Raw genomic sequence first — 21824 nt, forward strand, 5'->3', positions numbered from 1 at the left:
GCACGACGACCGCTTGTTTCCCGCCTTTGGTTTCGCCTTTCGGAGTTTGTCATGTCTCTGAGGAATCCGTCGATCGAGCTTCGGCTTTTCGGGTGGTTTTGCGCCGCGGTGACAGTGTTTTCGTGGACGGCAGGCGTGAATGCCGCCGAGACGTCGCAGCGTCCGCCGAACATCTTATGGATCATCACCGACGATCAGCGTCCCGATTCGTTGGCTTGTTACAATCGCGCCGTGACGGGCAAGGCGGAAAGCCCTCTCGGGTATGTCGAGTCGCCCAACTGGGATCGGCTGGCGGCCGAGGGTGTCTTGTTTACCCGCGCATTTTGTAACTCGCCCGGATGTGCGCCTTCTCGTGCATCGATGCACACGGGGCAGTATCCGCACCACAACGGTATCTACGGTTTCGATCGGGCGCACAATCGGGCCGATATCTGTCCGCCGACGGTACCGCAGATTTTGCGGGAAGAAGGGTATCTGACCGCCCGCTTCGGCAAATTGGGCGTGCGGATCAATGAATGGGGGCCGGGTTTGACCTGGAACGATCCGGGCCACTACACGGTGAACGTCGACATGGATCGCGACCTCGCGCGCAAGGGGATCACCGATTTCCTCAAGCAAAACCTTTGGAAGAAGGGAGGAGTCGTCGATACCAAAGAACACTGGTATTTTTCTGACGGTTCGCACGTCGAATATTACGTCGAGCGGACCGATGGTCCCCTTACCGAGGAGGACTTGAAAGCACGCCGCGAAATCGAACAGCGTTTGAACATCCTGCGCGCATACACGCGGCAACTATCGTTGCTGATCATCGGCGGCGAAAGTCCGCAAGGTTCCGACGGAACACTCGACGCACGCATCGAGCAGGCCTTCGAGAGCTTTTTGGACGGCAATGACAACTCCGGCGACAAGCCGCTGTTCATCCACCTGGGCTTTCATTTTCCGCATACGCCGGTGTTGGTGCCCAAGGAATGGCGAGACCGTTTTGCCGATAAGACGTATCGCGTTCCCGAATTTTCCAAGGAGGAACTCGAACGCCTCCCGCCGCAGTTGGTGACGTTGTATGAAAAGATGAAGATCGACGAACTCAAGCCCGAGGAAAAGCAGCAAGCGATTCGCGATTACTACGCGTTTTGCGCCTACGGCGATTGGCTGCTGGGCAAGGCCGTCGATCGTTTCAAGGAATATTGTCGCGCCCGTAACGAAGACTATTTGATCGTGATCGCCTGCGGCGACCACGGCTGGCATCTGGGAGAAAACGGTTACGAGGCCAAATTCGGGCCGTACCGCATGTCGAACCAATGCGCCGTGGTGGCGATCTCGTCGCGAGGCGAATTTCCCGCAGGCACCGTGTGTGATCGCTATGTCGAATATGTCGACTTCGCGCCGACGTTTTTCCAAGCGGCAGGCATGGACGTGCACAGCGACGCGTACGCCTACTTGGACGGTTTTCCGCTTCAAGAGATCGTTTCGGGGACGGCCGTCGAGCGCGAGTACGTTTTGGGCGAATCGACTCACGTGTATGGTCCGCGGGCCTACTTGCGAAACGATATGTTCGCTTTTTCGATGCGAACTCGCCCCAATCGCCGGTTGAAACCGGGGGAAGACGTTCGCTGGGCCCTCGATGCGCCGCTGGAAGACGTCGAACCGGCATTGTTCGATCTGCGGGTGGATCCCGCCGAACGCTGGAATGTGGCCGACGACCCGCGATATCGTCCGCTGGTTGAATTTCTCCGCGAGAAGCTCGGACTCATCGTGTTGGGTGACGGTCGTGTCGAATGTGATTGGGAGCAAGAGAACGTCTACGCGATCAGCGATTTCGCGCCGGGGGCCGACGACAAGAAGTTGGCGATCCCGCCGGAATTAATCCCGCCTGTGAAGTGATTGCGGACCGGCGAACCCGGTTTCCGCCGGTGATGCCGTGCCGCCTTCGGGGTGACGCGGCATCGCCGATCCCGCCGTGTGTTCCTACCTTGACATCCATATTGGTTCCCGCCTGACAGGAAGAGGAGGTTGAGTATGCGCCGCTTGATGTGGGTGATCGTTACCGGAATGATCGTTGGATTGACAAATTCGCAGGCCCCGGCCGATCCGCCGCCTGCTCCCGAAGGTTACAAGTGGGTTCGCAACGAGGCCTTTTGGGACGACTTCGAAGGTGACCGATTGGACGAGACGAAGTGGTACGACCATCATCCGCGTTGGAAAGGGCGTCCTCCGGCGAAATTCGTGCCCGAGGCGGTCTCGGTCCAAGACGGTTGCCTGGTGATCCGCAATCGCATGTTGGACGAACCCGACGGTCCGTACACGATCGGCGGCGGCGCGGTCGTCTCCAAAAGCGACCAGGCGCACTACGGATACTACGAGGTCCGCATGAAGGCGTCGAAGGTCTCGATGTCGTCGACCTTCTGGTTTTCGAACAAACCGGTCCGAGAAGGTGATCGGAAGACGGCCCAGGAATTGGACGTGCAAGAGACGGTCGGCGCGCCCAAGCGATCGAAGAATCGTCACATGGGCATGTTTTCGAACACGCACCACTGGGTTTGGGAGAAAGGAGAAAAGTTCGACGAGGCGGTCGGCGACCATGCGCCGTTGCCGTCGCCGGCCGGAGAGGAATTCCACGTGTACGGTGTGTGGTGGGTCGATCCGAACACGATTCACTTCTACCTCAACGGTAAGTACGTGTACACGATCCATCCCAGTACGAAGTTCGACGAAACACCGTTCGATCGTCCGATGTGGTTGAACCTGGTGACCGAGACGTACAACTGGGAAACGCCGCCCACGCCCGACGAGTTGGCCGACGATTCCCGCAATGCGACCTATTACGATTACGTTCACGCCTGGAAACTGGTACCCGCCGAATAGACGACAGATCGAATTCGCACCTGGACGCGGGGCGATCGCCGCGAGCGGTCGTCCCGTTCGTCGTTCTTGCACACGGTTGCGCAGCGCCGAAACGGTTCGCCGTCGCGGCATCCCTCGAGGGGGCGGAACTTTTGAGCGATGTTCCTGCTGCAATTAGAATGGCGTCGGTGGATGTATTTGCTTTTTTGTCGGAAAAGGAACCGGTTGTCTCTTGCCGATAGGTGAATGCCATGCGAACGAAACGATTGTGGGTGCCGGTGTCGGCGGTGATCGTCGTTGCGTCGATCGTGTGTGGTGCGGTGCACTCGGCGGCGGCGAAAGATCGTCGACCGAATTTCGTCTTTATTCTGGTCGACGATTTGGGATACATGGACATCGGCGCGTACAATCCGAACACCTTCTACGAAACGCCGAACGTCGATGCGTTGGCGGCGTCGGGCATGCGATTTACCGACGGCTACGCGGCCAATCCCGTATGCAGCCCGACGCGGTTCAGCATCATGACCGGCAAGTATCCGACCCGCGACGGCTGCACGAACTTCTTTTCGGGCCGTCGCGAAGGTCGCTTTCGTCCGGCGCCGTTGAACGATCGGATGCCGTTGGAAGAAGTCACGATCGCCGAGGCCCTCAAAAGCGGCGGCTACGCGACCGCGTTCATCGGCAAGTGGCACCTGGGACCGACCGAAGAATATTGGCCCGAAAACCAAGGGTTCGACATCAACATCGCCGGATGCCATCGAGGTTCGCCGGCGGGCTACTTCGCCCCGCATCAGAATCCGCGATTGCCCGACGGACCGAAAGGCGAATTTCTCACGAAGCGACTGACCGACGAGGCCATCCGGGCCGTGGAAATGTTCCGCGATCGACCGTTTCTGGTGTACTTGGCGTTTCATACCGTGCACACGCCGCTTCAGGCTCCACCCGAGTTGGTCAAGAAGTACGAAGAAAAGGCAAAGCGATTAGGGCTGCTCGAGCGGGAAGCCTTCGGTGAAGAAGAGCAGGTGTGGCCGACGAACCAGCCGCGGAAGGTCCGCACGCTGCAAGCCCACGCCACCTACGCGGCTATGGTCGAAAGCATGGACACGAACGTCGGCCGATTGCTGGCGAAGCTCGAAGAACTAGGGCTTGAAGACGACACGGTCGTGTTCTTCATGTCGGACAACGGCGGGCTGTCGACTTCCGAGGGGCATCCTACCTCGAATTTGCCGCTGCGCGGCGGCAAAGGATGGTTGTACGAAGGCGGTATCCGCGAACCGTGGATCGTCCGCTGGCCCGGTGTGACGAAGCCGGGGAGCGTTTGCAAGACGCCGGTCATCAGTACCGACTTCTATCCTACGATCCTCGAGATCGCCGGATTGCCGTTGCGCCCCGAACAGCATCGCGACGGGGTGAGCATCGTGCCGTTGTTGAAACAGTCGGGCACCATCGAGCGCGAGGCGTTGTATTGGCACTATCCGCATTACAGCAACCAGGGCGGATTTCCCGGCGGCGCCGTTCGCATGGGCGACTACAAGTTGATCGAGCGGTTCGAAGACGGCCGCGTGCATCTGTACAATCTGGCCGAGGACATCGGCGAGCGACACGATCTGGCTGCAGACATGCCCGATCGCGTCGAACTCATGCGGCGCAAGTTACACGCGTGGTACAAGGAAGTGGGCGCGAAGTTCCTCGAACCGAAGCCCGGCGGGCCGATGCCCTGGCGTCCCGAAGATTGACCCGAAACGCCGTTTGCCGATCGGTTATTCGAGCAGCTCGTAGAAGACGTTTCGCCGCTTGGGCACGTATCCGGCGTGCTCGATCGTGCGCCGCATTTGCTGTTCACTCATGCGGAAGCTGGTGCCGGCCGCCGCGACGACGTTTTCTTCGATCATCAGGCTTCCGAGGTCGTTGGCGCCGAATCGCAACGCCAGCAGGCCCACCCGCGGGCCTTGCGTGACCCAACTGGCTTGAATGTTGGCGAAGTTGTCGAGGAATAAACGGGCGACGGCGAGCGTCTTGAGATATTCGAACGAACCGACCTTTCGCAAGTGCGCCAGTTCGGTGTGGGCAGGCTGGAACGTCCAGCAGATGAACGCGGTGAAGCCGCCCGTTTCATCTTGCAGTTCCCGCAGTCGCCGCAAGTGTTCGATGCGATCGGCGGGCGTTTCGATGTGTCCGAACATCATGGTGGCCGAACCGCGTCCGCCCATCTTGTGCCAGGTGCGGCACACTTCCAGCCAACCGTCGGCGTCGACCTTGTAGCGGCTCAATTGTGATCGCACGCGATCGACGAGGATTTCAGCGCCTCCGCCGGGCAGGCTTCCCAGCCCTGCGTCGCGCAGCCGTCGGAGGACTTCCTCGATCGAGAGTTTCGTTTGATCGGCGAAGAAGGCGATTTCGGCCGGTCCGAACCCGTGAATGTTGATCTGCGGAAACCGTTCTTTGATCGCCCGGAGCAAATCTTCGTACCAGCTCAAGGGCAGCTTGGGATTCATGCCGCCTTGCAGCAAGATCTGATCGCCGCCGAGTTCGATCGTCTCTTCGATCTTCCGGAACAATTCGTCCTGCGCGATCGTGTAGGCGTCTTCGGCCGTGGCCGGTCGTGAAAACGCGCAAAAGCGGCAACCGCCCACGCAAATGTTCGTGTAGTTGATGTTCCGATCGATGTTGAACGTCCGGTAGTCTTCCGGGTGCATACGCCGACAGACGGCGTCGGCCGCCTCGCCCAAGGCGGGCAGATCGCCGTGTGCGAGCAGTTCGACGGCGTCTTCCGGTGCGAGGCGTTCACCCTCGACGACGCGTTCCAGGATGTTGTTCAAAGTCGCAGACAAGATCGACTCCCGGTTCCGGCAACTGGTGCGCCCGGGCCAGTTCCGCGAAGCGGCGAAGTCCTGCCCGCTCCTCCGGCCCGAGCGTAAAACAAAGGTTTCGGGTCAAGTATTCCCGGCAAAGATCCACCGGCAGATCGAGTTTTCTCGACCACGCCGCGGCCAACGCGTCCCGCTGAGCCAGTCCCTTCGTTGCCGCGCGGTCGAGAATGTTTCGACAGGCCGCGGGATCGACCTCTGGACGAGCCGTCCATACGGCGAACACGAACGGCAACCGCTGCCACGTATACCATGTTTCGCCGAGATCGCACGCATAGGGGAAGCCTTCGGGCGCGGCCGCGAAGGCGCGATCGCCTATGAGCATCGTAGCGTCGGCGGTCGAATCGTCCAGTGTCGCGCCGAGGGGCAACGGCACGGTTGCAGGCCGGATCTCGAACAGTTCGGCCAGCAGAATCTGCACCAAGGCGGCGCTCGTTCGTGATCCTTCGTCGAGTGCCAACACGCGGACTTCCGGCCAGTCGACCCGACTGAACAGTTTGACGCTTCGCACCGGCCCCCGGCAAGCGATGCAGTGCTCGGAGACAACCCGCCCTCGCCCCGCCGCGCACAACCGTAAGGCCTCGATCGACGGAATCAACGCGACGTCCAGCTCGCCGGCTTCGAGGGCCTGCGAAAGACGGCTGGGGACGTCTTTGACGATCTGCACGTGCGGCGCGCACTGCCGCAGGCAATGCACCAAGGGCGCCGAGTTGAAGTAACAAACGGCTCCGATCTTCAGCGTGCTGTCGGCCATGTCGGGGGCGTGTCCTGTCGTTTCCGGGGGTCGGCCGAAAACCTCATTATAGACGCCGCCGTGTCTTGCGGCAGGAGCCGTCACATCCACGTGCAGGGATCGTGTTCCCGTTGCGATGCCTGCACCGACACTTCCGGAAACGCTTCGGCCAACACCTCCGCCAGTCGTTCGACGGCAAATCGTTCACTGGCATAGTGACCGATCAGCACGAGGGTAAGGTTTTCGTGTTCGGCTTCGAGGCAGGTATGAAAGTTCGTTTCACCGAGAACCAGGAGGTCGCACTCGGCCTCGACGGCCGCGGAAAGGAATGTGCCGGCCGCACCGCAAGCAACGGCCGCCCGCCGTACCGGCGTTTCGCGAGGGCACACGACCTTTGCGTGAGAAAAGCCGAGCGACGCTTTCAATCGCGCTACGATCTCGGCAAGCGGAAGCGGCGGATCGAGGTCGCCGCAGCGTCCGGCACCGGACGGTTCGTCGGAATCGGGAGCGGCCGGGGCCTCGAAAGGAACCAGCGGCCGAATGTTACGGGCACCGAGGATGTCGATCAAGCGGCGGTTGATTCCTTCGCGCGCGGAATCGAATGCCGTATGCGGACTGTAAACGGCGATTCCCCCCTTGGCCAATTCCCATACGAGCCGACCCGGCATCGTCTCGGTCGTCACCCGCTTGAGCGGCCGAAACGGCAGCGGATGATGACTGACGATCAAATCGACGTTTTCGGCGACCGCCTCGGCGACCACGTCGGCGGTGATCGTCAAACAGGTCATTACCTTGGCGACCGTCGCATCGGGATCACCCACCAACAGGCCCACGTTGTCCCAGTCTTCGGCCAACGAAAGCGGTGCGAATTTTTCCAAGAAATCGGCAATCGACCGGATCGTCGTCATGGGGTATCCTGTCGCGTAAACGGTAGACAAAGTGTTTCGGTGAAATCTTCCGCCCCACAGAAAGCCGCAAGCGATGCGTCCATTGGACGAGGTGTTCACCGCCCTGGCCAAGAGCCAATTTCGCCGTCGGCAGAAGCTGAGTCAAGCCGATGCCGCATACCTTGCGCGGCAGGGTGTCGAACGGGTGATGGCGCACGCCGAGGATTTCATCCGACAACGACTCGCCCCGGCTCATCCGGCGAACGACGGCCGCCAAACGCCCATGCGGGGGCACCCGGTGTTCGTCGCGCAACACGCAACCGGTACGTGTTGCCGCAATTGTCTACGCAAATGGCACCGCATCGCACCGGGAAAAGAGCTTTCGGAGGCCGAAATACGCTACGTGCTGGCCGTGCTCCGACGTTGGCTCGAATCGCAGCAGGTGGATGTCGACGAACGCAGAGACGACCGGCCGTCGCTTTTCGACCGGTTGGAGCGTCCGTCCGAATCGTGACGGGCAACGCCCTTACGTGACTACTGCTCTTTGATGGCGCTGACCAGGTCGAGGATCGCTTTCTTACCGTCGCCGAAGTACATGAGTGTGTTTTCGGCGGCGAACAGCGGGTTGGGGATCCCGGCGAAACCGGGGCTGAGGCTTCGCTTGATGACGACGACCGTCCGGGCTTTGTCGACGTCCAGGATCGGCATGCCCGCGATGGGGCTGTTCGGATCGGTGCGGGCGACCGGGTTGACCACGTCGTTGGCGCCGATGACCAAGGCGACGTCGGTTTCGGCAAACTCGGGATTGATCTCGTCCATCTCTTTGAGGCGGTCGTAGGGGATTTCGGCCTCGGCCAGCAACACGTTCATGTGGCCGGGCATGCGCCCCGCGACCGGGTGAATCGCAAATTGAACGTTCACGCCGCGCGACTCGAGCAATTGATACAGGTCGCGCACCGCGTGCTGTGCTTGAGCGACGGCCATCCCGTAGCCGGGCACGATCACGACTTTTTGCGCGCTGTCGAACAGCATGGCGACTTCTTCGGCCGACGTCGACTTGACCGTGCGATACACATCGTCGGCGTCCGGCGAATCTTCGCCCGGTTGCAGAACGCCGAACAGCACGTTGAACATCGACCGGTTCATCGCCTTGCACATGATGCTGGTGAGGATTACGCCCGAGGCTCCCACCAAGGAACCGGCGATGATCAACACCGAGTTGCCCAACACGAACCCGGTGGCCGCGGCAGCCAGACCGCTGTATGAGTTCAGCAAAGCGATCACGACGGGCATGTCGGCACCGCCGATCGGGTTGACCAGCGTCAGACCCAATACCGAGGCGATCAAGACGACCAGCCAATAGAAGCCGATCTGGCCGGGATGCATTACGCCCCATACGGCGGCCGCCAACAGCAAAAGCCCCAACAGGGCGTTGATCGGTTGCAGCATCGGGTAACGCCACGGGTTGCGGAAAGACTTGTATTCTTGCAGCTTGGCGAACGCCAACAGACTACCCCAAAAAGTGACGCCGCCGATCAACCCCGAGGCCATCGTGGCAATGGCGACGTCGCTGACGGGTGCGGGCGGCGTGCGGATCATCTCGGCACCCGCCACCAACACCGAGGCCCCGCCGCCGAAACCGTTCAATAACGCGACCATCTGCGGCATACCGGTCATGGGTACTTTGTAGGCCATGATCGCTCCGATCACGGCCCCCACGATCAGCCCCGCGATGATCACTTCGTATCGGACGATGTCTTGATGCACCAACGTGGCGACGATCGCCACCAGCATACCCAAGGCGCCGGTCCAGTTTCCGCGGACCGCCTTGCGCGGGTGCGTCAACCCTTTCAGGCCCAAGATGAACAGGACCGATGCAAGCAGATACGCCAACGTGATGATCGATTGCTTGTCCACGGATATGACTCTCTGATTCGCGATTCGGGAGCGGGAGAAATGTTCACCGATACGTGGGCAACAGCCCTGTTGCAAAACCCGGTCACTTGCGTTTGAACATGTGCAGCATGCGGTCGGTGACCAAGAAGCCGCCTACGACGTTGATGGTCGCCATCACGATCGCCAAAAAGCCCAGCGTCGTGGCCAGGAACGAGTGGCCCGATCCGCCTGCCAGCAAAGCACCCACCAGCGTAATGCCCGAGATCGCGTTCGAACCCGACATCAACGGGGTGTGCAAGGTCGGCGGAATCTTCGTGATGATTTCGAAGCCTACGAAGACGGCCAGCACGAAGATGGTCAATCCGACGGTAATCGGCAATCCGCCTGCGGCCTCGACGGTTTGTTGCGCCGCTTGAGCTGCATCGGCGGCTTGCTCTTGGAGGGCTTCAGCGAGTACGAAAAAGGAAAACATGGGACGGCTCCGTATGATCGGCTGTTTTCTGTCGGCGATCGCATGTGCGATCGATCAGGAACCTCGCGGCTTTCCAATCGATCGAGGTGATCGGGTAAAAGGATACATCTTCATGCGTCGTTCAAACGCTCGAGGACGCGTTCATTGACGATTTTTCCGTCGCGTGCGACGAGCGTATCGCGGATGATTTCGTCTTCGGTGTCGATCTCGAGTTTTCCGTCTTTGGTCATGTTGGCCAGGAACGTTTGGACGTTCTTGGAGAACATCTGGCTACCGTGGTACGGCACCGCCGAAGGCAGGTTCACCGGTCCGATAATCGTGACGCCGTTTTCGACGACCGTCTCTCCCGCTTTGGTCAGCTCACAGTTCCCGCCGCGTTCGGCGGCAAGGTCGACGATGACGCTGCCCGGCCGCATTGCGGCGACCATTTCTTTGGTGACCAAAAGCGGCGCTTTCTTACCGGGAATCGCCGCGGTAGTGATGACGACGTCGGACTCGGCGACCACCCGCAGCATCATCTCACGCTGCTTGCGATAGAACTCTTCGCCCAGCTCTTTGGCGTACCCGCCTTGATCCTCGGCTTCTTGGTTTTCGAGTTCGATTTCCACGAACTTGCCGCCGAGACTTTCGACTTGTTCTTTGACGGCGGGGCGCACGTCGTAGGCCGATACGACCGCGCCCAAGCGGCGGGCGGTACTGATCGCCTGCAATCCGGCCACTCCGGCGCCGACGATGAAGACTTTCGCCGGGGCCAACGTGCCGGCGGCGGTCATCATCATGGGAAAGATCTTGGGCAACGCCTCGGCCGCCAAGAGAACGGCCCGGTACCCGGCCAGCGTGGCCATCGACGAAAGGATGTCCATGCTCTGCGCGCGGGTAATGCGGGGCAAGAGTTCCAAGGCGAACAGCGTCACGCCTTTTTCGGCCCAGGCTTTGATCTTCTCCGCCCGCAACAACGGGTCCCACGTCCCGATCAGCACCTTGCCGCCGGCGATCGAATCGCGGAGCGTCTGTTCTTCGGCCTCGGGCAAATCCCAGCGGATCGCCAAGAGGATATCGGCAGCCAGGACCTCGCTCCGATCGACGAGTTCGGCGCCCTTCTCCTGATATTCCTCATCGGGAAAGCCGGCGGCGGTACCGGCCCCACGCTCGACTCGAACCGTGAATCCCGCCTTCGTTAGCGCCGGCACCTGAGCGGGAATCAGCGCCGTGCGTCGTTCGCCGGGAAATGTTTCCTTGAGGATGCCTACGATCATGATCGATTCTCTGGGCTTTGGACGACGGAAGCAAAGACGGGCAATCGAAACGCCGCCGGGCGACGTCGTAGAGTTTTCGACAATTCAAACAGTTGTATCCGTTGCTTTGAGGCCGCGGCACACACCTGCAAGCCAAATCGAGATTACCCATTTTCTGTGGATTTCCGTTGACACTCAATCCCTCCCCCCCTGAAAGAGTTTGGCGATCTTTCTGGTTGTGGGGGGATAAAAGGGCTGTGCTCGGACGCTCCCCGAGAATCGACCGAATGCTTGTCATGGGCTCTCTCGCCGACGTATGATGGTCCCGGCACCATCGAAACGACGCCCTAATGCGACGCGGCACGGCTCGACCACGCCAAATTCCGGTCGTCTTGCGTGGGGCCGTGGTTTGTCGGATACGAGACCAAGTCGCGGCTGCCGGAACTCGCTCGGTACATCGACGGTGGGTTCTTCAATCGGTCGCTGATCCTGATTTGCGGGAGGCGGATCATGGGCTCCGGGTCGGAAGGCTTCCGGCGTACCGCCGTCGGCGGCTCGTGGTTGGGACGACTATTTCAAAGGTTCGGGCGTCGGTCGAATCCGAAGGCGGTGGCGGCCGCCGTGCGGTATTTGGCCGATTGTGATTTTTCGATCTTGCCGGCCAAACCGATGCTCGTCGAAACCGCCGGAGGCGTCCTCGAAACGTTGATGCTGTTCGGCCGTCGCGAGGCCGCCGAGCGCTCGGCCGCATGGCTGCGCACGCAACAGCAACCCGACGGTTCCGTCTCCAACTCGAAACTCCCCGAGCACGTCTTCCAGGCGACCGCCGGGGCCGTGCGCGGCTGGTCGGCCGTCTATCCCGAGATGAGCGATTACGCTTCCTGCGCCGAAAAGGCGGCTCGGTTCTTACGCGAATGGGTGGCCTCGGATGGTCGACTCGTGCCGCCGTCGCATCGGCCGTGGAGTCGGCCCGAGGGGGTGCTGTTTCGGACGACGCCCGATTTGTACGCCCTGCTTGCCGCCGGCCGACGTTGGCCGGATACCGATTGGACTTCGGCGGCGCTGCGGGCCGTCGAGTGGTGGATCGGCCATCCGCATGCGAATCCGATCCCGGATCGTACCGATTTGCTCGCCCAGACGATCGTGCGGTTCTTGGAGTGGGGAAAACCGAAGGCGGCTGCGCCGGCCGTTGCGATGTTGCGTGAACGCCAAGGCAGAAACGGCGGACTCACAGGCGGTGAGGCCGCTTCGGCCGTCACGCTCGGTTGGGCGGCCCTTGCATGGTTTCGCCTGGGGGAAGACGCGCTTGGAGAAGCGGTCTATCAACGCCTCGAGGCGATGCAGAAACCGGACGGCGGCTTTCTGGCGGCAGAAAACGGCGACCGTTATTCGCCGGTTCGATTGGCGGCCGCCAAGTTGTTTCTCGATGCCGCCTTCGCCCGCGTCGAATGCGGGTTTGAAAAAGTCGAACAACAAGAATCGCTGGAATCGAACGATCCGCGGGTCCAGGCCGTTCGGCATTGGCTGGGAGGATTTCCTGCCGAGGCGGTGATTGCGAATGTCGGTTGCGGCGACGGTCGCTACCTGCGGTTCGTGATGCAATGGTGTCCGAATCTCGGGTTCGCCGGGATCGATTTCGCGTTGCCGCTTTTACGGAAGCTTCCGCCGGGTGTGCAGCCGGTCCAGGGAAGCATGCTGCGGGTTCCGTATCCCGACGGCGCGTTCGACGGGGCGTTTGCCGTCGATGCCTTGTGCCATTCTCTGGTGCCTGAGGACGCCGTGGCCGAATTGTGTCGCATCGTTCGTCCCGGCGGCGGTGTGCTGTTGATCGAGCCGGTCCACAAGCGACGGACGCGGTTCTCGTGGGAGCAGGATTTCAAGCCGGAACAGATCGTCCGCTGGATGCAGTCGCATTGCGGAAACGTTTCGCAGGCGTTGTTGACCGCCGGAGCGGGCGCGTTGGGCAGCGTACCGCACGTTGTAGTGACGGGCGTGCGACGGCGCTGAATGCGAGGCACCGGCGGCCGCGAATTGCCGATTGTCGACAATGCCTCGTGCTTCTCCGGCGGGGTGGCTTTCGATCGAGCGGAATTCGGCTCACAATACCCGGTGAATCTTCCGCTTTTCGCCGTCGCGAATGTCATTCGGTGATGATCGATCGAGCTGCCGACAACGACGGGTATTCTCCTGAGGACGCCCCGACGAACCGTGTTTCTACGGCGGGACGCTTCGTGCGACAAGTCGTGGAGACCGTCGTCTTGTTGTTGTTGGCCGCATTGATCGTCGAAGGATGGTTCGTCAGCGGCTGCTGGTTTCCGCTGCGAATCGCCGGCTCGTCGATGGTGCCGACATTCCTCGGCGAACATGCCGTCGTGCGGTGTTCGGCCTGCGGGATCGAAACGGCCGTCGAATTCCCGATATCGATGTCGAAGTTTTTGTGCCCGGCGTGCGGCCGTCGAGGCGAGGGCGAGCTCGTTCGTCGCGTTCCCGGAGATGTCGTAGCCGTGTTGCGGGTCCCTTGGTTGGCGCGTCCGCCGCGGCGGTGGGAAGCCGTCGTATTGCGCAACCCCGATGCGCCCGCCCAATGGATCGTGAAACGCATCATCGGCTTACCCGGTGAGCGTGTGCGACTGGCCGAGGGCGATGTCTTCATCGACGGAAAGCGGCAGCGAAAACCGTGGTGGCTGATCCGGCAAACGGCGGTGCGGGTCGACACGACGGAGGATCGTCGCTTGGGAAATCCCGACGTGATTCCATCTCGCTGGCACGCGGCGGCCGAGAGCGCCTGGCACGAGGCGGAACCGGGCCGTTGGGCGTTTCGATCGCCGAGCGTAGCGAAAACCGATCCGCGGGTACGCCGCGCCGTGTCGCCCGACGAAGCCGTCGATTGGCTCGTCCATCGACCGACAGGCGGGCCGGTCACCGATTTCGCGTACTATACCCCCGATCGTACTCGCGGGAACGTTGCCGTTGCCGAGGGCGGCTTGGAAATCGTCGTCTCGACGGAAAAGGCGAATTCATTCTGGGTGCGTTTGAGGCATGACGACCACGTATTGTGGTTCGACGTCCCGCTGCGGGATCGTCGGCCTTGTCGCGTATTGAGTAATTTCGAGTATGCGATGGTCACCGACGTCATTGAGTGCGGCGGGCTTCCCCCCGACGGCTCAGCGACGGTCGAGGTCTCCATCGTGGATCGCATCGTACAAGTTACGTACGATGGTGCGATCGTCGTTCAGGGGCGGTTGCCGCCGGAAATGCAGTGGCCGCACGATCGGCCGCTGGAATGGGCCGTGGGAAACCTCTACGGCGGTCCCGCGTTGTCGATCGAACGGTTGACGACGTGGCGCGACGTGTATTACCGGTCGATCCCGGGAACGAATGCCGGCACCGTCGTCTTGGGGCCCGACGAATACTTCGTATTGGGCGACCATCCGGGCGTTTCCGACGATAGCCGCACGTGGCAGGCCGGGCCCGGTGTGCCGAGGGAGTATCTCATCGGCCCGGCGCGTCGATTGAACCGCCGCGAATCGATTCCCGTCCGTTGATCGGAAGGTTTTGCCCGAAGGTTCGATCGGGGCGTTTTTCGCGTGCGATCGGAAAGCTGACTACAATCGAGAAGTAGCACGTCCTGCGCCGCCCGGCCGGGTAGCGCGTTCTTTCAACCTTCCGAGTTTCCCGCCATGTCTTATTTGCCGAGAATCGAACGTGCGACGTCGACGCGTCGTGATTGGCTCAAGGCGGCCGGTGCCGCGGCCTTGACTTCAATGGGTTTCCGAGACGCCGTCGGTAATGTCGGCAATGCCTGGTCGTTGCAGGCTACGGCACACGATCGACGTATCGACCTGCGTTGGCAGGCCGACTGGAACACACAACGCGCCGGATTTGTGGTGTACCGCGCGCGGGAAGAACACGGGCCGTTCGAGCCGATCACGGCGACACCGTACCAAGGTTGCGTGTACAGCGATTTCGTCGATGAGAACAACTCGGCGTTTTATTACCGGATCGCCGATGCCGAAGGCAATCGAACTTCGGCGGTGGTTTCTGCCGTTCCTCGCTCGATGGACGAGAATGAATTGCTTTCTTCGGTGCAGGAAGCGGCGTTTCGCTACGTTTGGGACTACGCGCATCCGGTCGGCGGTTTGGCATTCGAACGGGCCCGCGTCGGACGGCTGCCCGACGTGAATCGTCGGGCGGCATGTGCAAGCGGCGGCACGGGGTTCGGCCTGATGGCGCTCATGGTGGGCGCCGAACGCGGCTTCGTATCACGCGAGGCTGCGGCAACACGCGTGTTGCAGATCATCACGTTTCTCCAAGAGAGGGCGCGGCGCTACCACGGGGCCTGGGCGCATTGGCTCGACGGACAAACAGGCGAGACGATCCCTTTCGACCGGGAAGGCATCGACGACGGCGCCGATCTGGTCGAAACGTCGTTCTTGATCCAAGGGATGCTTACCGTCCGCGGCTACTTCGATCGAAGCAACGCCGTCGAGACCGAAATCCGCGACCGCGTCACGCGGCTGTGGCACGAGGTCGAGTGGGACTTCTTCACGCAGCGACCGGACGAAAAGCGGCTTTATTGGCATTGGTCGCCGAACCACGGATGGAAGAAGAATCTACCGATCGTCGGTTACAACGAGTGCATGATCACGTACCTGTTGGCGATCGCGTCGCCGACGCATCCGATTCCGCCCGACTGCTACGAAAAAGGGTGGGCCGGAAGACCTCGCTATCGCAACGGGAACACGTACTACGGTCATGTGTTGCCGGTGGGCAAGCCGATGGGCGGTCCCCTGTTTTGGACGCATTATTCGTTCATGGGATTCGATCCGCGACGATGGCGGGACCGTTATTGCAACTATTTCGACAACAGCCGCCGCATCGCCTTGATTCATCACGCCTACGCAAAGGCGAATCCCGCCGGGCACAAGGACTACGGGCCGACGGTGTGGGGCCTGACGGCCTGCGACGGCCCCGACGGCTACGCCGCGCGCGATCCGCTGCGCGACGACGGCACGGTGGCCCCCACGGCGGCACTCGGTTCGATGCCTTACACGCCCGCCGAATCGATCGCCGCGCTCAAACATTACTATTACGAGTACGGATCACGGCTATGGGGTCCCTTCGGATTTCGCGATGCGTTCAACATCGATCGTGACTGGTTCGCTCCCAGCTACATTGCGATCGATCAAGGGCCGATCGTGTGTATGATCGAAAACTTTCGAACACAACTATGTTGGCGCATGTTCATGCGAAACCCGGAGATCGAGCGACTGTTGGAACGCCTGGCCGAACAGCCCCGTTGAAAACCGCTTTACGGTCTGCGGGCGACGGTCGCGCCGAACGGCACAAAGCGCCACGGAAGCATTGTTTTCAGTGTGATGCCCGGCAGAAGTGAAGAAACAACACGTCGTGCGAGGGATCGGCGACAACCGGGCGGTAATATTGCGAACATGGTTCGGACTTCCGTTGCCGCGGCACGTGTTGCGTGCGCCCCACACTGCCGCCGGGCCTTAATCGACTTCAAACGATCCCCAAAGCCGGCTTGGGCAACCGGTTGCGAAGCGGTGGGTTGATGCACCCGCCGAGCGGCGCGCTCACGCCGCACGATAGGGAATCAACTCGATGCCCTCGGGCTTGCCCAGGTTGCGCGAATACTTCTTTTCTCGTGGATCGTTCCAGTGCTCGTGCACGCCGAGGCTTGCCAATCGCTCGGTCGGCTCCGCATGGTTCGGATCGTAGAACGTGCCCGACGGCGGCGCGTCGGCGAGGGCGGCCTCGTGCAGATAGTCGTCGACACCGCCTTTGTTCGCGTGCGGAAATCCGTTCGCCGAGAGAAAGTCGAACGCGACCGAGTCGATCGCCACCGGGTCTTGCGATGCGAACACGCTGCACGACCATTGGCCTTCCATCGGTGGAATCGTCATGCGTTGCGGTTCGGGGTCGCGAGGATGCGTGCCCGAGAAAAGGCCGTCGATCATGTACAGAACCGTTTTGCCGCCCAGGTGAGCGTGGCCCATCAGATCGACCAGCGGCCGGTAGATGCCCTCGGCGGTCGAGAAGCACTCCGGGTGAATGTTGTAGTAGTCTTTCTGCGCCGGCCAGCGGATGAGCGAGCCGTAATGGTTCTTGGCGCACAACGTGACGCCGCCGCCGGTGTGGGCCTTGAAGTTGGCGATGTTGATCAGGTATTCCGCTTGCGCGAAACAGGTGGGAAGCAAATCCGTCCGCACGTCTTGCGGGCGCGAACTCCAGTACAAAGGCACCTCCGACTCTTGTACCTTGATGCGTCCGAACTTGCCGGCATAATCTTCGAAGCGAACCTCGGGGAAAGCGCCGTGGATGATGTCGTAATACTCGTGGACGACGTAGGCGAGCGTGTCGACGATGGTGATGTCTTCCTGACGTACGCCGGCGGTCGTGGTGAGTTGATCGAGGACCGCCATGATGACATGCGGCGACGTGTTCATGTAGTTGTGGCGTCGAATCCAAGTATAGGTTTCGGGATCGACGAGCCCTTCGTGGAAGATCATGCCCACCCAGTTCGGCTTGATCGCGATCTTCTCGCCGGGGCGATAGCCGACGGCACCTTTTCCGCGTGCCTGGTTGTGAGCGGTGAACAAAGCGGTCCAGGCGTCGGCGAGATTCGTCTTTCCGGCAGTCAGGCAGACGGCTTGTCGGACCATGTTGCCGACGCGGACGTAGGAGACGTTTTCCCCTTTCCACCAATAGCCGTCTTGCGGACCGTTCCAAAGGACGGCGCCCGGATCGTGCGCCCACACGACACGACCGGGGCAAACGCCGCGTCCTTTGCCGACCGGTGAGAGCGGGGCGTGACGTTCCTCGGCAGGAGCCGCACGCAGTTTTCGCCCGGCGACAAGGCCGCCCAACAACGCAGCCCCTTCGACGAAACGACGGCGGTGGATCCGTGTGGGATCATGATTCTCGTGGACGAACGGATCGTGTGGGGGACGGTTCATGGCTTCGACCTCCGCAGGCAACAGGGCAGAAACGGCATTGTCCACAATATACCGCGCGAACGAGGGAAAGGCATATGTAATTTCGGCGAGAACGACGAGGTTTGGAGAGCCAAGCGTGTAGCCGCCGATTGCATCGTTGGCGAGAACGGCCCCCCTTCCCCTCGATTTGCACCGGCGCGCCTACGGTTGCAGATCCTCGCGGTTGTGCCCTATCAGCCCGTTGCACAAGCGGGGATTGGGGATCGTGTAAGGTCGAATACGGCCCAACGGCCGTTTTGACCTCGCGCGCCGGAATACCCCGGGCAGGTAAGAACCGTCGGCTGTCGAAACCCTTTTTCGCGTCCGAGCATCGCGCCGTCAGAAAATTGGTCCCACAAACTTATTCCTTGCCGGTTCGTGCCGCTATTCTCTACAATCAGCCGTAATCGTAATGGGATTTTGCGACGGGCTGTTAGAGATCCGCGATAAAGTACTGCTCGGTTCCCAGGTTTCCCTCATAGCCGCCGGTGCAGCCGACGCAGCCGCAGGGGCAACAGCAGTAGTAGAAGTAACTGTGCTTGGAGGTAAACCTGTCGCGGAGTTTACTGTACTCTCGCGAACCAACGTGGTACGGGTAATGAGCCGGCCAGGCAGAGTAGGGTTTCGGGTTGATTGGGCCGATGCTCATAAGCCTTTTATGCACTGGCATTTCTGGAGATGGTAATGCGTGAAAACTTGCTTCCGCCGCGATTTAGTGATGGCGAGGTAGAGATTTCTTTTCGTAAGGCGCAGCTCTCGATTGATATGACATATGAAGGATTGCTTAGACTCATAGAACTTCTCACAAAGCTGAAGGAGCAGGTAGACCGAACAAAGCAAAATGAGCATATCCACTTGGAAGATTACGAGGTGCTCACGAGTAATTCTCCCCCATGCGTAATCGGCGTGTTCACTGAGTTGCATCGAGGCGATGAAGACGAAAGCTCTTCCCGGCGTGTTTCTGTGACGCAGCGCTTGTGGGCGGTTGTTAAGCAACGGCTTTTGAAGGGCAGGCTGTAGCTCACAGTGTCCCCTGTTTCTCATCACGACAATTCCCTGCTATGTGTGTCGGGTGATAGGGAACTTCGTCAAGTACGTGGTGCATCAGCCAGCGCGTTTGCAGCGTGGGTGGCACACCCAGGACATGGCGATGGGGCTAGTGCGTTTGGCGCCAGACGCGGCAGGCCGTTGCACCGGAGCTGTCGCTGGACCAAGGGCAGCGTGCCCGATGTAACGGAACGGTGGCGCCCCCTGTGGTGGCAATCTGCGCTCGGCCACGGCCACGGGATCGGCGGACTCCGTGTACCACCGCCAGTGGGAGGACCACTGGTGGCTTGATGCCGAGACCTGGGCCAGCGGCGGGACCTACCAGAACGGCACCCACGACGATTACGAGTACCAGTATCAGTCGACCACCGCTTGGCAGGGTCAGGGGAATCCGCAGAACACCAGTTCGGCCACTATCAGCCCGTTGCACAAGCGGGGTTTGGGGATCGTGTAAAATCGAATAAGGCCCAACGGCCGTTTTGACCTCGCGCGCCGGAATAGCCCGGGCAGGTAAGAACCGTCGGCTGTCGAAGCCTTTTTCTGCATCCGAGCATCGTGCCGTCAGAAAATTGGTCCCACAAACTTATTCCTTGCCGGTTCGTGCCACTAGTCTCTATAATCAACCGCAGTCTTAATGGGATTTTGCAATGGGCTGTTAGAGAGGACGTCCCGTGATCGATGCGGCTAGATTCGAGTTGATCAAACGTCGTCACGGTTCCTACGCTAGTTGGGCTATCTGGGCGCCGGCGTTCGGTCCCCCGAAGTCGAACATGGGCGACCTCTCCGTGCTCGACCCTGTCGCCAATCCACTGCTGCTGGAGCAGCTCAACCCGTCGGTTGTGATGGTCGGGCTCAACATCTCCCGGGCTTTCCCGGAAGAGCCATTCCGCAATTTCCACGACCCGAGCAGTGTCGCCAACGACTACAAGATCAGGTTCGCCTTTGAGGGTACTCGGTACTGGGGCGCCTACATGACGGACGTGATCAAGGGGTTCGTGGAACCGGTATCCGGCAAGCTGATGGCGTATCTCAAGATGCACCCCGAAGTGGTTGACAGCCACATTCGGAAGCTGCGGGCCGAAATTGCGGACCTCGGCGTTCCCAAGCCCAAGCTTCTGGTCTTCGGCCGGGCAGCGTTTCGCTTGTTAATGCAGAACCTAAGCCCTGATGACTACTCGCTTCTGGTGCCGTTAACGCACTACAGTCACCACATCTCGAAGGAGAAGTATCGCGAGGTTGTCTTGCATGAGATTGCATCTGCTGAAGCTGCGTCTGTCTAACAGCCCGTTGCAGAATCTCTTTGCAGCCTGCGGCGGGTAGTCGACAATCGCGGCTCGGGACGGCAAGAAACCGCTTCTTGTGCACGGCCCGAGGGAGCCTCACTTGCCCGGCATTTTCTTCATGGCGGCGATATCCGGGCGTTTCGGCTGCGGGTCGAAGAAGCGTGCGCCTGCGCCGATCCGATCGTAATCGCCGATATCGGCACGCGCTTTTTCGGCCAGGTCCAACAGGCGGCGGACGATGTCCGGATGGGCATCGGCCACGTCGTGACGCTCGCCGATGTCGCTTTCCAGGTCGAACAGCATCGGCCGCGGGATGTCGATCACATCTTCCGGTGCGATATGCGGGCCCCATTTCGGGCACCAGGGCGGTTCGTCGGGACGCGGCAAGTGCAGCTTCCAACGTCCGCTGCGAACCGCCTGAAGATGCGTGTGCTGGTAATAGTAATATGCTTCGTGCGGACTCGTCGCGCCCGGCTTACCGTGCATCAGGTCGCTGATATCGCGTCCGTCGATGATGCGGTCTTGCGGCAAAGGAGCACCGGCCAGCTTGGCGAAGGTAGGCAAGATGTCGATCGTGGCGGCGATTTCGTCGCAGACGGTTCCCGGCGGAATCCGTCCCGGCGCCCACATGATGCACGGCACGCGCAGGCCGCCCTCCCAGGTCGAGGTCTTCGCACCACGCAGAGGAAACGCCGATCCGCCGTGCGGCCCCTGTTTGTACCACGGCCCGTTGTCGCTGGTGAAGATTACGTAGGTGTTTTCGGCCAGGTTCAATTCGCGAAGCGTATCGAGTATCCGCCCGACGTGATAGTCGAGTTCTTCGATCACGTCGCCGTAAAGGCCGCGTTTCGAACGACCGCGAAAGGCATCCGAGACACCCAACTTCGTGTGCGGCATCGAGTGGGGAAGATACACGAAGAAGGGCTCGTCGGCATGTCGGCGAATGAATTGCAAGACCTCGTCGGTATAGCGCTGCGTGAGCGTATTCAGGTCGGCCTTGGCTTCGATGACGGTTTCGTTCCGCAGCAAATCGACGAAGCTGTCGTTGCTGGTCGGCGTACCGAAGAAGTAATCGAAGCCTTGATGTGTGGGCAACAACTCGGGGGCGTAGCCGCGCTGACTGTGCCCGGCCAGATCCCATTTGCCGAAACAGGCCGTCGCGTAGCCCAAGGGCTTCAGTACCTCGGCAATCGTGATTTCTTTCGTATGGAGCAGGGGATGGATCGTCACGGTGTTGTTCTTTTTCGCCACCCGCAGCGGATAGCAGCCTGTCATCAGTGCCGCGCGGGAAGGACCGCAAACGGTTTGCGCGTAGAAGCTGGTGAACCGCATGCCTTCGCGGGCCATCTCGTCCAAGCGCGGCGTCTCGATGTTCGGCGAGCCGAAGCAACCGACGTCCTGGTAACCTTGATCGTCGGTGAAGATGATCACGAAATTCGGCCGCGTCGTTTCGGCCCCCGCCGCAGCAAGCGCGCCGCAACTCAACAGGCAACCGAGCACCAACCCGATCAGCGACATTCTGAACGCAGCAACCATGGAATCACTCCGATCGTCGGGGGGAGAAAAAC

At 60.7% G+C, this 21824-nt stretch carries 17 protein-coding genes; 9 read left to right on the top strand and 8 right to left on the bottom strand.

What is annotated here, in order from left to right; translation table 11 throughout:
• The first annotated feature begins 51 nt into the window (after positions 1-51).
• The 3 genes from ACYQ2I_RS00320 to ACYQ2I_RS00330 all read left to right on the top strand — a co-directional run bounded on the left by ACYQ2I_RS00320 (position 52) and on the right by ACYQ2I_RS00330 (position 4577).
• Positions 52-1881, top strand: a complete 1830-nt coding sequence (locus ACYQ2I_RS00320) for a sulfatase-like hydrolase/transferase (protein WP_460164987.1) — start codon at positions 52-54, stop codon at positions 1879-1881.
• Between the two features lie 135 nt (positions 1882-2016).
• On the top strand, positions 2017-2862 hold the full coding sequence (locus ACYQ2I_RS00325; protein WP_460164988.1) for a family 16 glycosylhydrolase: 846 nt from the start codon (positions 2017-2019) through the stop codon (positions 2860-2862).
• Between the two features lie 230 nt (positions 2863-3092).
• A complete protein-coding gene (locus tag ACYQ2I_RS00330) occupies positions 3093-4577 on the top strand; it encodes a sulfatase (RefSeq protein WP_460164989.1) in 1485 nt (494 codons plus the stop codon).
• Between the two features lie 24 nt (positions 4578-4601).
• Here the strand turns inward: ACYQ2I_RS00330 and mqnC are convergent, their stop codons facing one another.
• The 3 genes from mqnC to ACYQ2I_RS00345 form a co-directional block, all read right to left on the bottom strand.
• Positions 4602-5672, bottom strand: coding sequence for a cyclic dehypoxanthinyl futalosine synthase (gene mqnC, locus ACYQ2I_RS00335; RefSeq protein WP_460164990.1), 1071 nt, complete (start codon positions 5670-5672; stop codon positions 4602-4604).
• Positions 5626-6462, bottom strand: a complete 837-nt coding sequence (locus ACYQ2I_RS00340; RefSeq protein ID WP_460164991.1) for a menaquinone biosynthetic enzyme MqnA/MqnD family protein — start codon at positions 6460-6462, stop codon at positions 5626-5628. Before ACYQ2I_RS00340 ends, mqnC begins: the two co-directional genes overlap by 47 nt.
• Positions 6463-6542: 80 nt before the next feature.
• The gene (locus tag ACYQ2I_RS00345) at positions 6543-7349 is read right to left on the bottom strand and encodes a Nif3-like dinuclear metal center hexameric protein (protein WP_460164992.1); all 807 of its coding nucleotides are present in this window, start codon (positions 7347-7349) and stop codon (positions 6543-6545) included.
• A 73-nt stretch (positions 7350-7422) separates the two neighbouring features.
• Between ACYQ2I_RS00345 and ACYQ2I_RS00350 the strand changes: the two genes are divergently transcribed.
• Positions 7423-7842 carry a DUF4186 domain-containing protein gene (locus ACYQ2I_RS00350; protein ID WP_460164993.1) on the top strand — a complete coding sequence of 140 codons (420 nt, stop codon included), beginning with the start codon at positions 7423-7425 and terminating at the stop codon, positions 7840-7842.
• Between the two features lie 20 nt (positions 7843-7862).
• Here the strand turns inward: ACYQ2I_RS00350 and ACYQ2I_RS00355 are convergent, their stop codons facing one another.
• The 3 genes from ACYQ2I_RS00355 to ACYQ2I_RS00365 all read right to left on the bottom strand — a co-directional run bounded on the left by ACYQ2I_RS00355 (position 7863) and on the right by ACYQ2I_RS00365 (position 10952).
• Positions 7863-9245 carry an NAD(P)(+) transhydrogenase (Re/Si-specific) subunit beta gene (locus ACYQ2I_RS00355; protein ID WP_460164994.1) on the bottom strand — a complete coding sequence of 461 codons (1383 nt, stop codon included), beginning with the start codon at positions 9243-9245 and terminating at the stop codon, positions 7863-7865.
• A gap of 82 nt (positions 9246-9327) precedes the next feature.
• Positions 9328-9696, bottom strand: coding sequence for an NAD(P) transhydrogenase subunit alpha part 2 (locus ACYQ2I_RS00360; protein ID WP_460164995.1), 369 nt, complete (start codon positions 9694-9696; stop codon positions 9328-9330).
• Between the two features lie 110 nt (positions 9697-9806).
• On the bottom strand, positions 9807-10952 hold the full coding sequence (locus tag ACYQ2I_RS00365; RefSeq protein ID WP_460164996.1) for a Re/Si-specific NAD(P)(+) transhydrogenase subunit alpha: 1146 nt from the start codon (positions 10950-10952) through the stop codon (positions 9807-9809).
• A 489-nt stretch (positions 10953-11441) separates the two neighbouring features.
• Here ACYQ2I_RS00365 and ACYQ2I_RS00370 point away from each other — a divergent pair, with 489 nt between their 5' ends.
• The 3 genes from ACYQ2I_RS00370 (at position 11442) to ACYQ2I_RS00380 (ending at position 16234) form a co-directional block, all read left to right on the top strand.
• The gene (locus ACYQ2I_RS00370; protein WP_460164997.1) at positions 11442-12938 is read left to right on the top strand and encodes a methyltransferase domain-containing protein; all 1497 of its coding nucleotides are present in this window, start codon (positions 11442-11444) and stop codon (positions 12936-12938) included.
• A gap of 143 nt (positions 12939-13081) precedes the next feature.
• Positions 13082-14476, top strand: coding sequence for a S26 family signal peptidase (locus ACYQ2I_RS00375; protein ID WP_460168388.1), 1395 nt, complete (start codon positions 13082-13084; stop codon positions 14474-14476).
• Between the two features lie 135 nt (positions 14477-14611).
• Positions 14612-16234, top strand: a complete 1623-nt coding sequence (locus tag ACYQ2I_RS00380; protein ID WP_460164998.1) for a glucoamylase family protein — start codon at positions 14612-14614, stop codon at positions 16232-16234.
• A 291-nt stretch (positions 16235-16525) separates the two neighbouring features.
• Here the strand turns inward: ACYQ2I_RS00380 and ACYQ2I_RS00385 are convergent, their stop codons facing one another.
• Complete coding sequence (locus ACYQ2I_RS00385) at positions 16526-17908, bottom strand: DUF362 domain-containing protein (protein ID WP_460164999.1); 1383 nt, start codon at positions 17906-17908, stop codon at positions 16526-16528.
• A 702-nt stretch (positions 17909-18610) separates the two neighbouring features.
• Here ACYQ2I_RS00385 and ACYQ2I_RS00390 point away from each other — a divergent pair.
• A complete protein-coding gene (locus ACYQ2I_RS00390; RefSeq protein ID WP_460165000.1) occupies positions 18611-18946 on the top strand; it encodes a hypothetical protein in 336 nt (111 codons plus the stop codon).
• Positions 18947-19743: 797 nt separating this feature from the next.
• Positions 19744-20253: a hypothetical protein gene (locus tag ACYQ2I_RS00395; protein WP_460165001.1), complete on the top strand. Its 510-nt coding sequence runs from the start codon at positions 19744-19746 to the stop codon at positions 20251-20253.
• A gap of 99 nt (positions 20254-20352) precedes the next feature.
• On the opposite strand, the gene ACYQ2I_RS00400 is transcribed toward ACYQ2I_RS00395, so the two are convergent.
• Positions 20353-21792: a sulfatase family protein gene (locus ACYQ2I_RS00400; RefSeq protein WP_460165002.1), complete on the bottom strand. Its 1440-nt coding sequence runs from the start codon at positions 21790-21792 to the stop codon at positions 20353-20355.
• Positions 21793-21824: the final 32 nt, after the last annotated feature.

This window comes from Thermostilla marina (genome assembly GCF_054657455.1).